Annotated in this window: 9 protein-coding genes and 2 tRNA genes; 9 read left to right on the top strand and 2 right to left on the bottom strand. The window is 70.4% G+C overall.

The annotated features are described in order from the left end of the window. The first annotated feature begins 105 nt into the window (after positions 1–105). Both QSK21_RS34980 and QSK21_RS34975 read left to right on the top strand, forming a co-directional pair. Entirely contained in the window at positions 106–1,605 is a 1,500-nt protein-coding gene (locus tag QSK21_RS34980; RefSeq protein ID WP_285702039.1) for a sigma-70 family RNA polymerase sigma factor, read from the top strand. 264 nt (positions 1,606–1,869) lie between these two features. Then, positions 1,870–3,342 (top strand): RNA polymerase sigma factor, encoded by a 1,473-nt coding sequence (locus QSK21_RS34975; RefSeq protein ID WP_285702038.1) that lies wholly within the window; start codon positions 1,870–1,872, stop codon positions 3,340–3,342. 54 nt (positions 3,343–3,396) lie between these two features. Here QSK21_RS34975 and QSK21_RS34970 read toward each other — a convergent pair whose 3' ends face one another. Then, entirely contained in the window at positions 3,397–4,494 is a 1,098-nt protein-coding gene (locus QSK21_RS34970) for a phosphotransferase family protein (RefSeq protein ID WP_285702037.1), read from the bottom strand. Positions 4,495–5,110: 616 nt separating this feature from the next. Here QSK21_RS34970 and QSK21_RS34965 point away from each other — a divergent pair. Next, entirely contained in the window at positions 5,111–5,980 is an 870-nt protein-coding gene (locus QSK21_RS34965; RefSeq protein WP_285702036.1) for a hypothetical protein, read from the top strand. Here QSK21_RS34965 and pdxR read toward each other — a convergent pair. Continuing rightward, positions 5,874–7,307 (bottom strand): MocR-like pyridoxine biosynthesis transcription factor PdxR, encoded by a 1,434-nt coding sequence (pdxR, locus tag QSK21_RS34960; protein WP_285702034.1) that lies wholly within the window; start codon positions 7,305–7,307, stop codon positions 5,874–5,876. The genes QSK21_RS34965 and pdxR overlap by 107 nt on opposite strands. A 78-nt stretch (positions 7,308–7,385) precedes the next feature. On the opposite strand from pdxR, the gene QSK21_RS34955 reads away from it, so the two are divergent. The 6 genes from QSK21_RS34955 (at position 7,386) to QSK21_RS34930 (ending at position 12,307) form a co-directional block, all read left to right on the top strand. Beyond that, on the top strand, positions 7,386–8,039 hold the full coding sequence (locus QSK21_RS34955; protein ID WP_285702033.1) for a pyridoxamine 5'-phosphate oxidase family protein: 654 nt from the start codon (positions 7,386–7,388) through the stop codon (positions 8,037–8,039). Between the two features lie 62 nt (positions 8,040–8,101). Continuing rightward, entirely contained in the window at positions 8,102–8,716 is a 615-nt protein-coding gene (gene orn, locus QSK21_RS34950; protein WP_285702032.1) for an oligoribonuclease, read from the top strand. 67 nt (positions 8,717–8,783) lie between these two features. Next, positions 8,784–8,856: transfer RNA gene (locus QSK21_RS34945), tRNA-His, on the top strand. Positions 8,857–10,558: 1,702 nt separating this feature from the next. Next, positions 10,559–11,347 carry a protein kinase domain-containing protein gene (locus QSK21_RS34940; protein WP_285702031.1) on the top strand — a complete coding sequence of 263 codons (789 nt, stop codon included), beginning with the start codon at positions 10,559–10,561 and terminating at the stop codon, positions 11,345–11,347. Between the two features lie 245 nt (positions 11,348–11,592). After that, the gene (locus QSK21_RS34935; protein WP_285702030.1) at positions 11,593–12,159 is read left to right on the top strand and encodes a response regulator transcription factor; all 567 of its coding nucleotides are present in this window, start codon (positions 11,593–11,595) and stop codon (positions 12,157–12,159) included. A gap of 75 nt (positions 12,160–12,234) precedes the next feature. Next, positions 12,235–12,307: transfer RNA gene (locus QSK21_RS34930), tRNA-Lys, on the top strand. Positions 12,308–12,740 lie beyond the last annotated feature (433 nt).

Below are 12,740 nucleotides of genomic sequence, written 5' to 3'. Positions count from 1 at the left end.
CACTCGGTCCTCGATCAGGGGCGACGACAGGGTCCGGACGACTGAAGCCGGATCGGTTCCCACCGGCCGCCGAGCGGCCGATGTCTCAACCCGCGGGAGGACTCTGTGTCCGAATCGTCCAGTCCCGGCTGGCCCAGTCCCGATCGCGCGGACGACGAGCACCTCGCGCGATCGCTGGCCGCAGGGAACGACCCCGAGGCGCTGATCCGGCTCCTCGATCGTTACTCGGGGCGGCTGTACGACTACTGCCACGCGCTGCTACGCGACCAGGAGTCCGCCGCCGGCGCGCTGCACGACGCCCTGCTGGCCGCGTACGCGCACGTCGGCCGGTTAGCGGAGCCCGACAGGTTCCGCGGCTGGCTGTACGCGCTGGTGCGCAACGAGTGCCTGCGCCGCTTGCAGGACCCGCACCGCCCCACCGAACGGCACGAGGCGCCCGAGGTCGAGGACATGTTCCTCGGCGCCGAGGAGCGCGCCCGGCAGCAGGACACCCGGCGGATGGTGCACAACGCCCTGGCCACGCTGCGCGGACGCGAGCGCGAGTCGCTGGACCTGCTGCTCCGGCACGGGCTGGACGTCCAGGAGATCGCCGCCGTCCTGGCCATCGACGCGCAGGAGGCCGGCGACCTGGTCGGCGACTCCCGCCGCCGTCTCGACGACGCGCTCGCCGCCGTCGTCATCGCCCGCACCGGACGCGAGGACTGCCCGAGCGTCGCCGCGATGGTCCCCGACGCCCAGGCGCCGCTGCCACAGCAGGCCGCCTACAAGCTCATCAGGCACATCCAGACGTGCGCGGTGTGCACCGAACGCCGGCACCGCACGGTGTCCACCGCCGGGCTGCTTCAGGTGCTGCCGGTCGCCATGATGCCCGCCGACCTGCGCGGCCACATCATCTCCACCGCCACCGACCCCGCGTACGCCGGCGACCTGGGCGCGATCGCCAGGCGCGCCGAGCCGTTCGACGCCTGGGGCTGGCCCCTGCCCGCCGAGCGTTCCGGCCACCAGGGCGACGACCGGCGCCGCGGCGGGCCGCCCCGGTTGTGGCCCGCCATCGCGGCGGCCGCGGCCGTCATCGTGCTCGCGGTGGGCGCGTTCCTGGTGGTGCCGGGCGGCTCCAACGACCGCACCAGCGCCCAGGGGCGGCCCACCGGCAGCCCGTCCGCGCCCGACCCGTCGGAGTCGCCCGCCGACCCGTCGGAGTCGCCCAGCGACACCCCGACGCCCACCCCGACGACCTCGTCCCCGACGCCGACCCCCACGCCGACGACGCCGACGCCCACCCCGACGCGGACCTCCCGTCGGCCCTCGCCGCCCCCGTCCTCGCGCCCGCCGGTGCGGGGTTCGCTGGCGGTCGGCAGTTGCAGCATGGCGGACGAGGATCAGGAGTCGTGCAGCTTCACCGTGACGGCCGTGAACGGCCCGGTCATCTGGTCGATCACCGGCGGGAGCGTCAGAGCGGCCCCTGGCGGCGGCAGGCTGGACCGGGGTGAGTCGGCCACCGTGACGGCGTTGCGTCCCAACGGTCCCTGCGAGCCGGGCAGCGGCACCGTCAGCTTCTCCCCCAACGGCGTGGCGTCGGTCAGCTGGTCCTGCCAGGAGGACTGATCCGGCTCCCGAGAGGGGGACCATCGGGCGTCCGGACCGTTCCAAGCGGGCGTCCTCCCCAACTTTTTCATGATCTCTGCGCGGTCCGAAACCGGGCCATGACGTGCTGTTATCGATGACAGGGCGTGCTACGGCGGTCACACAAATACCTCAAGTCGCAGAAATTTCGGACGTTTGGTGGCAAGATCGGGCGACCGGAGTGCCCTGATCCGCCGGGGCGCTCCGCGGGGACACATCCGAGATCGACTTCACCTGGAGGGCTCCGTGTCCGCTGCGCCAGGTCCCGGGCAGTACGACGATTCACGGCTGGCGGACGCCTTGCGCGCCGGCGACGTGATCGCGCTGACCGAGGTCTACGACACCTACGCCCCGTTCCTGTACGACTACTGCCATGGCCTGCTCCGCGACCGTGTCGAGGCGGCCGGAGCGCTGCGCAACACCATGATCATGGCGCGCGAGCACATCGGCGGGCTCACCGAGCCCGAGCGCCTGCGCGGCTGGCTGTACGCGCTGGCGCGCAAGGAGTGCATGCGCCGCCGCGAGAGCCCCAACCGGCACACCGGGCAGGAGGCGCCCGAGGCCGACGACGGTGACCTCACCCCCGAGCAGCTTGCCCGCCGCGACGAGCGGCGCGCCCTGGCGCACAGCGCGCTGGCCGCGCTGAGCGGGCGCCAGCGGGAGGCGATCGACCTGGCCGCCCGGCACGAGCTCGACGCCGTCGACCTGGCGGGGCTGTTCGGCATCCCGCCGGACGAGGCCGAGCAGTTGCTGGAGGAGACGCACGAGGACCTGGGCATCGCACTGCACGCCGCGCTCATCGCCCAGAACCACTGGGAGGACTGCCCCAGCGTCTCCGCGCTCACCGAATCCTGGCCGCTGGCGCCGCAGGCGGCGCGATCGCTGATCCGGCACGTGGACAGCTGCCCCACCTGCGGCGGACGGGAGACGCCGCCGCTTCCCGCCGACCGGCTGCTGGCGGTGCTGCCGATCGCGGCCATCCCCGGCGACCTGCGGCTGGACGTGCTGACCGCGGCGACCGCCGCCGACCGCGCCGACAACCGGCACGCCATCGCCGCCTACGCCGAGCCGTTCACCGCCCGCGGCTGGCCCGTCCCGTACAAGCCGGCCCCGGCGCGCGCACGGGAGCGCCCGGAGAAGCGGGGCGGTGGGCGGACGTTCGTCGCCCTCGCCGGAGGGGCCGCCGCCATCGCGCTGGCGGTGGTCGCGATGACCGCCATCGGAGGTGCGGGCGCGGGCGAGAACAGCGGCTCGGCGGACCCCGACGTGCCCGGCGCGCCGGGCGCCCCCTCGGCCGGTGGCGATCCGTCCGACTCGCTCGGCCCCGAGCCGGAGGACCCGGGCTCGCCCACGGCGCCGACGACCAGCGCCTCCCCGTCGAAGAGCCCGACGCCGTCGGAGACGCCCACGACCGAGTCGCCGACACCCACGCCCGGCTCGTCCAGGCCCGAGCCGCCGCGTCCCGGCTCCCTGTCGGTGTCGGGCTGCTCGATGGGCGTGAACTCGTCCTGCACGGTGCGGATCACCGCGGTGGGCGGCCCGGTGTCGTGGCGGGTCACCGGCACGTCCGGCGCCCTGAGCGCGAGCGGTTCGGGACGGCTCGCGGCGGGTGAGTCCACGGGCGTGCGGGTCTCGCGGACCAACGGGCTGTGCCTGGGCCAGCGCCGGGGTTCGGTCTCCTTCTCCCCCGGCGGCTCCGCGTCGGTCTCCTACTGCTGATCGTACGTTCCCGCGTCCCGCCTCGTCAGGACGGACGCGGGGACGTGGTGGCCGCTACCAGACGGAGCCGTCGTCGAGGATGCGGTGCGCGCGCTCAAGGAGCGCCGGTACGCCCTCGCCGATGGCCTCGAAGCCTTCGCCCACTGTGGCCTTCTGCAGGTAGCGGGCGTGGATGCCCTCAAGGATGACCGCGAGCTTGAAGCAGGCGAACGCGACGTAGAAGTCGAGTGCGTCCAGATCGAAGCCGGTGAGCTCGGCGTACCGTTCGGCGAACCGTCTGCGGGTGTGGAAACCGGGCGCGGCGGTGATCGGCGCCCCGACCGGCAGCCATTCCCCCTCGGCGTCGGACGCGTCCATCCAGTAGACAAGGGTGAGGCCGAGGTCGGAGAGGGGGTCGCCCAGGGTCGACATCTCCCAGTCCACCACGGCGGTGATCTCCGGCCGGGGCTCCAGCCGCGCGAGCGCGTTGTCCAGCCGGAAGTCGCCGTGGACGAGCCCGGTGAGGCCACCGTCCTCGGCGGGAAGCCGCTCCGCGAGCCGCGCGACCAGCCGGTCGTACTCGGGCAGGTGGCGTTCGGTGCCGGTGGAGCGGATCGCCTCCTGCGATCCGTCCCACTGCTTGCCCCAGCGCCTGAGCTGACGGGCCATGTAACCGGCCGGGCGGCCGAAGTCCGTGAGCCCGGTCTTCTCCAGGTCGACCAGGTGGATGGCGGCCAGCGCCTCGGCGAGCCTGTCGCTGAGCGCGCTCGCCTGCTCGGGCGTCATGCCCGGGGCGTCCTCCTGGGTGCGCAGCACCTTGCCGTCGACGAAGTCCATGAGGTAGAAGCGCGCGCCGATGACCGCTTCGTCGTCACAGAACGCCAGGGTCGTCGGGACGGGGACGTCGCTGCCCTTGCCCAGCGCCGACAGCACGCGGTACTCGCGTCCCATGTCGTGGGCCGTGGGCTGCACATGCCCGAGGGGCGGGCGGCGCAGGACGATGCGCCGGCCGCCGTCCAGGGTGATCCCATAGGTCAGGTTGGAACGGCCGCCCGCGAGCAGGTCCACCGCCGTGATCCGGCCGCTGCCGGGGAGTGCGGCGGCCAGCCACCCGGCCAGGCCAGGGACGTCGATGCCGGGAACCCCGGCCGGGAGTTCAGCGTCAACGGTCATGACCCACTATTAGAACGTGGCTCGATCCGCGGTGTGAACCCCACCCCCTCCTTGTGGCCCCGGCAGGGTTCACGGGCAGGGCGGCTGGTGGCGTCCCATGGTGTCTCATGGCGCCCGGGGGGTGTACCGTCGCGCATTGGAAACCGGTCTCACCGCATTATCGGAATCGGTTCCGCCGCTCCCACGGAACAGGAGCGCGGCTCTATCGCGACCGCGTGGTGTGCGTAACCGGGGCGTAACTCATCGGCCACTTCCGGCCGTTTTTCGCAATATTCTTTCCCTATCGCCGAAGTAGCCCTTCACCAGGGACGACGCGAAGCCTCGCACCCCGGGCACGGCCGCAGGCGGCGGAGAGCCGTGACATGGCCGTGATTGGGTGGTCCGCAAGACTACGCAACGGAGCCGACGGTCGATCAAAATAGGACGCATTGCCTCGACACCCACGAGGAGCCCTTCGTCGAACACCATTGACGGCCGTCGAACCAGCCCGAGGCGGCAGGCTGGACTTACCGGTTCGGCCGGGCGAGCAACGAGGATCGAGCACCATTCGGGGCCAAGACCGCCCGATTGGGGGGGACACACCGTGGCAGACGCATGGCTGCCGGGAGTCGGACGCATGCCCGCTACACAGGACGGTGGAGCGCTGCGAGGAGGTGCTCCCCGCGCCGTCTGGTTCAGCAGCGAGTCGGACCCCCGCGTGGTCTCGGCGCGTTCCGTGGCCGCCGACCTGCTGCGCAGGCGGACCCCGGCGCATCTGGTATGGAACCCGTGCTCCGGACAGATCGTCCAGTTGGTGCCGGTGAACAGGGCCGGAGCGCTGATCGACGGCCCCGCCGGGCACGAGGGGCGCGTCTGCGTCCAGGTCCTGGTGGTGGGACACGCCCGCGATCCGTTCACCGGAACGGTGCTGAACGGGCTGAACATGATCATGCAGTGGCTCGACGCCTGGCGGGTCGAGCGGCGCTGGCCCGCCGGACCGCCGTTGCCCTCGCCGCAGTCCTACCACGCGCAGCGCGCCAGGCGGGACTGGGCACGAGGCGGGCACTTCGGAGCGTCCCAGGTCCCCGGTGTGAACCGGCCCGATCCCGGCGGCATCGACATCCGGCGCGTCACGGGGCCGGACACCCCCGTCACGGCCGTCCCGAGGCACCATCCCACCTTCACGCAGCCGTCGCACCGTCCCTTCACGCCCGACCCGATTCCGCTCCGTCCCGCCCCCGTGCCCGTCGTCGGCTCGGACGAGGAGCCGGCCGCCTCCGCGTCCACACGGCTCGCGGTTCCGCTGCCCCGCACCGCCGAGGCGTCCTCGTCGCCGTCGTCGCGCCCCGGCAAGCTCACCGCTCCCCTGGCCACCACAGCCCCGACCGGCGGCGCGCAGCTCAACGGCCTGGCGTCCTGTCCGGCGGACGCCGACCATCCGGCCGACGACCTCCGCTCCGTGGAGCCGCCACGACCAGTTCCCGAACCAGCGAGCACGCGGACCTGAGCTCCCCCAGGTTCGGCGCCGCCCCGTAGCCGATCACCAGGCCGGTCGCTCTCGGCGTGCCCGCGTGATGCCGTTCCAGGGCGTCCAGGAGAACACCACGGCGCGCGGCCTGGGCGACGGCCCTGTCCACCACGGCCTCGTCCGCCTCGACGACGAGGTGCAACCCAGCCGTGTCGCCCAGCAGGGGCAAGCCGTCGAGCGCCTGCGCCACGGCAGCGCGGCGCCGCGCATACTCGGCGCGCATACGCCGCACATGGCGGTCCAGGTCACCGCGTTCCAGCAGGATGCGCAGGGCCTCCTGAGGGACGACGGCCGTACGGTCATTGAGGTCCGTCCTGAGCGCGGCTATGGCCTCGACCAGGTCGGGGCGGGCGACCAGCCATCCCACGCCCATGTCGGACGTCAGTGTCTTGGACGTCGTCCCCAGATACACCACCACGTCAGGGTCGAGGCCGTACAGCGCCGGCAGCGGCGCCACGTCGTACCGGAACTCCCCGTCGTAGTCGTCCTCCGCTATGAGCGCGCCGGTGCGCCGTGCCCACGCCAGCAGCGCCTGGCGCCGCGGTACCGGCAGTACGCCGCCAAGGGGGTACTGGTGGGACGGCGTCGTGTAGACGAGACGCAGTCCGTCCGGGAGCGCGTCCACTATGAGGCCGTGCTCGTCCACCGGGCAGGGCACCAGTTCCATGCCACGCGCCGCCAGCACTGAGCGCGCCTTGGTGTAGCCCGGTTCCTCCACACCCACCCGGTCCCCCGGGCGTAGTACGGCGGTCGCGAGCAAGTCCAGGCCGTTGGTGGCTCCCCTTGTGACGAGAAGCCGTTCGGTAGGGCAGGTCACCCCTCGGCTGCGTCGCACATAGTCGGCGAGGGCGACGCGCAGGCCGGGCAACCCGCGAGGATCGGGTCGCATGGCGGGAGGCACCGTCGCGGCCAGACGCCAGGCACGCCGCCACGCGGGTGTGTCCAGGCCCTTGACCCAGGCCACGCCTGGACGCAGGTCCACCATCCCTGGCCGCGGCTCAACGGCCTCTTCTTCCCGTACCGTCGTCAGGACCGCCCCAGCGGACTGCGGCGGAAGGATATCGGTGACGAACGTGCCGGAGCCGTGCTTGCCCTCCAGCCAGCCCTCCGCGTACAGCTGCCCGTACGCATCCGTCACCACCATCCGGCTCACCCCAAGCAACCCTGCGAGCGCCCTACTGGAGGGCAGCCGCTCCCCAGCCCTGAGGCGCCCGTCCCGCATGGCGGACCGCAACTGCTCGGCGACCTGCTCGTTCAGCGGCTCGCCCAGGGCGCGGTCCACCGACACGGGCAGGTCGAAGGTCATGCCGCGCAAAGTGGTCTCCAGGTATCGGCTCCAAGTGGCACTACAGAGCATGCCACTTGCCTCCTACGGTAACTCGACATGAGCACCACACCGTTGTCCTCAACCGTCCGCACCCGGCTGGGCAGGAGGAAGGACCGCGCGTCCACCGACCGCGCGGACCTCTACGCGATCCTGGACGAAGGCCGGATCTGCCACCTCGGCGTGGTCATCGACGGCTCTCCCCGCGTGATCCCCACCGGGTACGGGCGTTCAGGCGACACCCTCTACGTCCACGGGTCCACTGGCGCGTCCAGCCTGATGGCGGCCCCCACCCAGGACATCTGCGTCACCGTCACGCACCTGGACGGCATCGTCCTGGCACGCTCCCTGTTCCACCACTCGATCAACTACAGGAGCGCCATCGTCTACGGCACTCCCCGCCTCGTCACCGGCGAGGACGAGAAGTACGCGGGCCTCCACGCCATCGTCGAACAGCTCGCCCCCGGCCAATGGGACGTCGCGCGCCGCCCCACCCGCAAGGAGATGGCCGCCACGGCCGTCCTCGCCCTGCCCCTGGAAGAAGCCTCCGTCAAGGTACGGCAAGGCCCTCCCGGCGACGAGGAGGAGGACTACGCCCTCGACATCTGGGCCGGTGTCCTCCCCGTCCACCAGGCATACGGCGCTCCCCTGCCCGACCCTCGGCTGCGCCCCGGCATCCCCGTCCCGCCGCACATCGCCGACCTCGCGCGGTGACCCGGACGGGTTCGGCGAAACTCGATGGCCCGCCCGCTCTTCCATGGTCGTAGGGTGAACCCATGAACGAGCGGCTCGTATGGATCGACTGTGAAATGACCGGCCTCGACCTGCGTGAGGACGCCCTGATCGAGATCGCGGCGCTGGTCACCGACAGTGAGCTGAACACGCTGGACGCGGGCATCGACGTCGTGATCAAGCCGCCGCAGGAGTCGCTCGCCCAGATGTCCAAGGTCGTCCGGGAGATGCACACCACGTCCGGCCTCCTCGACGTGCTGCCCGGCGGCGTCACCCTCGCCGAGGCTGAGGACGCCGTCCTCCAGTACGTGCGCAAGCACATCAAGGACGCCAAGAAGGCCCCCCTGTGCGGCAACTCCATCGCCACGGACCGCTCGTTCCTGGCCCGCGACATGCCCGCCCTGGACGCCCACCTGCACTACCGCATGATCGACGTGTCCAGCATCAAGGAACTGGCCCGCCGCTGGTACCCCCGTGTCTACTTCGCCAGCCCGGAGAAGAAGGGCGGCCACCGCGCCCTGGCCGACATCACCGAGAGCATCCAGGAACTGCGCTACTACCGCGCCGCCCTGTTCGTCCCGCAACCGGGCCCCGACTCCGAGACCGCCCGCGCCCTGGCCGCCCAGATCACCGCCGGCGACCGCGCCGACGGCGCCTAAACCGGGTGGCCAACCACCCACCCGGAACCGCTACACTTCATGAAGCCGGGACACCGTCCCGGCCACGGTGGGTGTAGCTCAGTCGGCAGAGCACCAGGTTGTGGTCCTGGGTGTCGGGGGTTCAAGTCCCCTCACTCACCCCGAAAAGGGCCCTGGTCAGCAACAACGCAGACCAGGGCCTAGATCGTCACGGCACACGCCCCGAGCCCGCAACGGCGCCCCTGCCAGGGTCCTCGCGCCGGGCCGGGTCATGGCGTCCCCGGACGGGCCCCCACTGGAGACGCCAGGGATGGTCCACGCCGACGGCTTTGCGGACGCGCCCTTGAGTAGACCAGCGCGCGAAGTGCGGACGGTGACTCATCTCGTGGGTGCGGCAGGCCCAGCTCAGGGCGGGCGCGGGCGTGGTTGAACAGGGTCGGCACCGAAGTACTCCGCAACTGGGCGGCATTCTGGAAGGTCGCCGCATCGATCGGACGAGGGAACCCGTCCCGGAGATGCTTGCCCAGGTGCAGCACGTCGGCGATGCGTACCGACGTGCGTCCCAGCCCAGGCCGTAGCTGCGGCTCGATCTGCTCCAACAAGGCGATATCGCGTCCGAGTGAAGGTGAGCGTGACGAGCTCAGAGCCGAGTTCGCCGTACGGGCGCAGCGAGAGCACGAGGGCGCAAGCTCCATTCGACGTCCGCGTGGATGGGTCCGGGCGGGCATCGCGGTAGCCCAACAGCGACCCGGGCATGCGGATCAGCGCTCGTCCCAATAAGCCCCGGGTACGAGACTCCGGGGTTGTCGCCGAGCCAGGCCCAGCACCCCTGGTTGCAGACACACGCCCAGGTGGCGGCGTCGATCCGCTTGGACGCCGGTGAACAACTCGGGCTCGGCCGGCACCACCGCCCGTTCCAGCGCCGGACGCGCGAACCGGACGATCGGGGTCCTCGGGCTTGCGGCTGCCGGGTGGTAGCACCAGGGCACCTGTCACCACCTGGCCTATAACTCGCCTCCGCAACGCGCATATCACATTGTGCACTTGCTCGACGGACGTCAGCCAGATGCCTATCTCGCACGTATGCGCACCTTGCCCATGGGGGAATGCGAAGAACATGCGCACACCACGTACGCCCGCAACCAAATTGGCACGCGGTGCCATTCGGTCACCCGACCGTCCGGAGGCGGCCGATACCCGCAAGTAGCCGAGTTTTGGTGATCCCGAAGTGAAATAATGGTTATCGTCGAGGCCAGTACAGAGCGGGACGAAGCACCCATTTCAACTTACCTGTCAGATAAGTCCGCAAACTGGTGGATGTACGACTCGGTCGCTGGTTGGGGGCTTGGGGCCGCCTCCTGATTTGAACGAATCTTCCGAGTAAGGTGGCAGGCGAGTGCCCCGCTGGTAGACAATCAAGAAACGCCTCACGGGCCGACTCGAGGGCCTGTGAGGTTCGATTGTTGTGCGTCCACGGCGGGCAATGGCGCGGGCCCAGGTGCGCGTTCTCGCCCCGAAGGGCAACCGAACGGCCGGCGCGCGCTGTGCACGTAGACAAGCACGGACACGGAGGATGGTGTTCGACCAGTCGTGCCGGGGTGCCCCTCCGGCGCGACTGGCGCGTTTATGGGGCCAAGGTCCGGCAGAGGCCGCCCCTCGCGGCACAGCCGGATCCACAAAGAAAAACCGAGGGCCGCTCTCAAGCCAGCACACCACATGCAAAGGATCTGAGAGCGGCCCTCGCCAAGCACCCTGGAGGGCGCAAGTGCATATCCCAGACTACGGGGCATATGGCCCCGCTGTCTCAGACCTGGCCGGATACGCAGGAGTTCTCCTGCCGCTACCGTCCGAACGGCACCTCCCATGAAGCTCAGGCAGCCGGACGCTTTCGGTGCCTACCGGGTGATACGGCTTCTCGGATACGGCATGGAGGGAAGCACGTACCTGGCGGTGAACGGGTGCGGGCGACCGGTCGCGGTGAAGACCAGCATGCGGCACAAGGCGCGGCGCATCCTGGGGAGGGAAGTGGCGGCGCTCCGCGCCATCAGTCCCGCGTTCGTTCCCGAAGTCCTCGCCGACGACCTACGCGCCGACCCGCCGTACTACGTGATGGAATTCATCGATGGGGTCTGCCTAGAGGACTACCTCGGTGCGGCCGGGCCGCTGAGCGATGTCGAGGTACAGCGCCTCGGGGTGCATCTTGCCGCATGCCTCGCCGCCGCACATTCCGCCGGCGTCGCGCACGGCGACATCCGCCCTCAGAACTGGATGATCAGTGGTGGCGGCTTCTACCTGATCGATTGGGGGCAGGCGGTGCTACGGGACGATTCGCCCCGCGAGTTCCGCCGGGTCCGCCGCAATGACCTCCGGCAGCTCGGGGAGATCATCGTCAAGGCGCGCAACGGGCACGGCCCCTACTCCGACGACTCCTCCAAGGCGATCGAGAAGTACACCGAGGGCAGCCTTGAACTAGGCGCGCTGTCGGGGCGGACCCGTGAGGTCGCGGCGATGCTGCTCCGCCGACGCCGGTGGTGGCAGGTACCGCCGACGGCGAAACGCGCTCACAGGGTCCTGGCCTGCGGCCGCGGGTGCGGTCGACGGTTCTGGGCCGGCATGTTCGCAACGCGTCCTAGCTGGCTCGACATGGGTTAGCGAGGGTCCGGTGTGGTTCCGGTCGATGGGTGATCCACGGCTGAGTGACGTGGCCCAACAGGGTCGGCTCCTTGTCGTGGCCTCCACGCGTCGGTGTTCGGCCCCTCACTCACCCCAGATCGGTCACCGACCGGGCCCTTCCCCGTACGACCCCGGCAATCCCTCTCGGCCAGAGCATCGACTCATCGACTCTCGATGATCTGCCCGTTATGCTCCGAATCCATGACCGACCCACCGGAGCCGGGATGAGTGCCGACGAAACAGGCCCACTACGCGTCCTCGTAGTGGAGGAGAACCCCCACGCCCGCGCCGACGTCATCGCACTCCTGGAGAACAGCGACGAACTCCAGGTAGTCGCCGAGACCTCCGCGGGCCACGACGCCCTCCCCCTCGCACGCCGCCTCCGCCCCGACGTCATCCTCCTGAACGCCTCCGCCGCTCCCCACACCGCCCCGCTCAGCAAAAGCTCCCGCGTCCTCGTCCTCGCCGCCGACCCCGCCTCCGCCGAACCCGCCCTCCGTCAGGGCGCCTGCGGCCACCTCGTCCCCGGCGCCTTCACCGTCCCCGACCTCATCCGCGCCCTCCGCGACGCCAGCCGAGCCGACCTGGGCCTGTCCGCCCGCGAGGCCGAGGTCATGGACCTGATCGCCAGCGGCCGCTCCAACGGCGAGATCGCCCGCCAGCTCTACCTCAGCGAGAAGACCGTCAAGAACCACGTCAACCGCATCTACTCCAAGCTGGGCGTGGGCTCCCGCGCCACCGCCATCGCCCTCTGGCGCGGCATGGTCAGCGTCCTCCCCGCCAAGGATTAACCGATTCGCACTGCCCCCCAGCTCCTGCTAACCTTCAACGTGTCACCGGGGAGCCGACCTCCCCGGCCACGACCAGCGCCGTTAGCTCAATTGGCAGAGCAGCGGACTCTTAATCCGCGGGTTCGGGGTTCAAGTCCCTGACGGCGCACCCGCCTTACCAGCGATGATGTCCTGCACGGAAATCGTCGCCGTCGTGGTATGGGGCCGAACTGAGGCCAACCTGTGTCCGTCACCATGCGTCCATTTCGGGCGTGATGTGCGCAGTCGAGTAGCGGGCTTCTAGCACCTGGGTCGCGGACATGGTCAATGAGGCGTGGACCCGGTCAGAGCGCCACACCGGATGGTGTTCGGCTGTCCTTTCCGCACCGGGGGATCAGCGATAGGGAGCCTTGAAGGCTGGCCTTACGTTTCCGTACGGCTCTTCACGCCCAACTCACCACGTGAGACACGCTTCTACTGAGCTTTTCGTTAGTTCTGTGGGTGTGGAGACGTCGGGTTTGTAAGTATCGCGGCATGCCCCCCAACGCCGAGTCTGACAACCACGAAGAGGTCGTCCCGCCGTTGACCCGGCCGCAGCTGGC

Source organism: Actinomadura sp. NBRC 104412 (assembly GCF_030269515.1).
Lineage (GTDB): Bacteria > Actinomycetota > Actinomycetes > Streptosporangiales > Streptosporangiaceae > Spirillospora.
The sequence above is the reverse complement of the archived record's forward strand: the minus strand, read 5'-3'. Positions and strand labels throughout refer to the sequence as shown.

Bases quoted from the DNA above. Each gene is read 5' to 3' on its own strand.
- QSK21_RS34955 (WP_285702033.1), top strand. From the start codon at position 7,386: ATGAGCACCACACCGTTGTCCTCAACCGTCCGCACCCGGCTGGGCAGG.
- orn (WP_285702032.1), top strand. From the start codon at position 8,102: ATGAACGAGCGGCTCGTATGGATCGACTGTGAAATGACCGGCCTCGAC.
- QSK21_RS34940 (WP_285702031.1), top strand. From the start codon at position 10,559: ATGAAGCTCAGGCAGCCGGACGCTTTCGGTGCCTACCGGGTGATACGG.
- QSK21_RS34965 (WP_285702036.1), top strand. From the start codon at position 5,111: ATGCCCGCTACACAGGACGGTGGAGCGCTGCGAGGAGGTGCTCCCCGC.
- QSK21_RS34970 (WP_285702037.1), bottom strand. From the start codon at position 4,494: ATGACCGTTGACGCTGAACTCCCGGCCGGGGTTCCCGGCATCGACGTC.
- pdxR (WP_285702034.1), bottom strand. From the start codon at position 7,307: ATGACCTTCGACCTGCCCGTGTCGGTGGACCGCGCCCTGGGCGAGCCG.
- QSK21_RS34935 (WP_285702030.1), top strand. From the start codon at position 11,593: ATGAGTGCCGACGAAACAGGCCCACTACGCGTCCTCGTAGTGGAGGAG.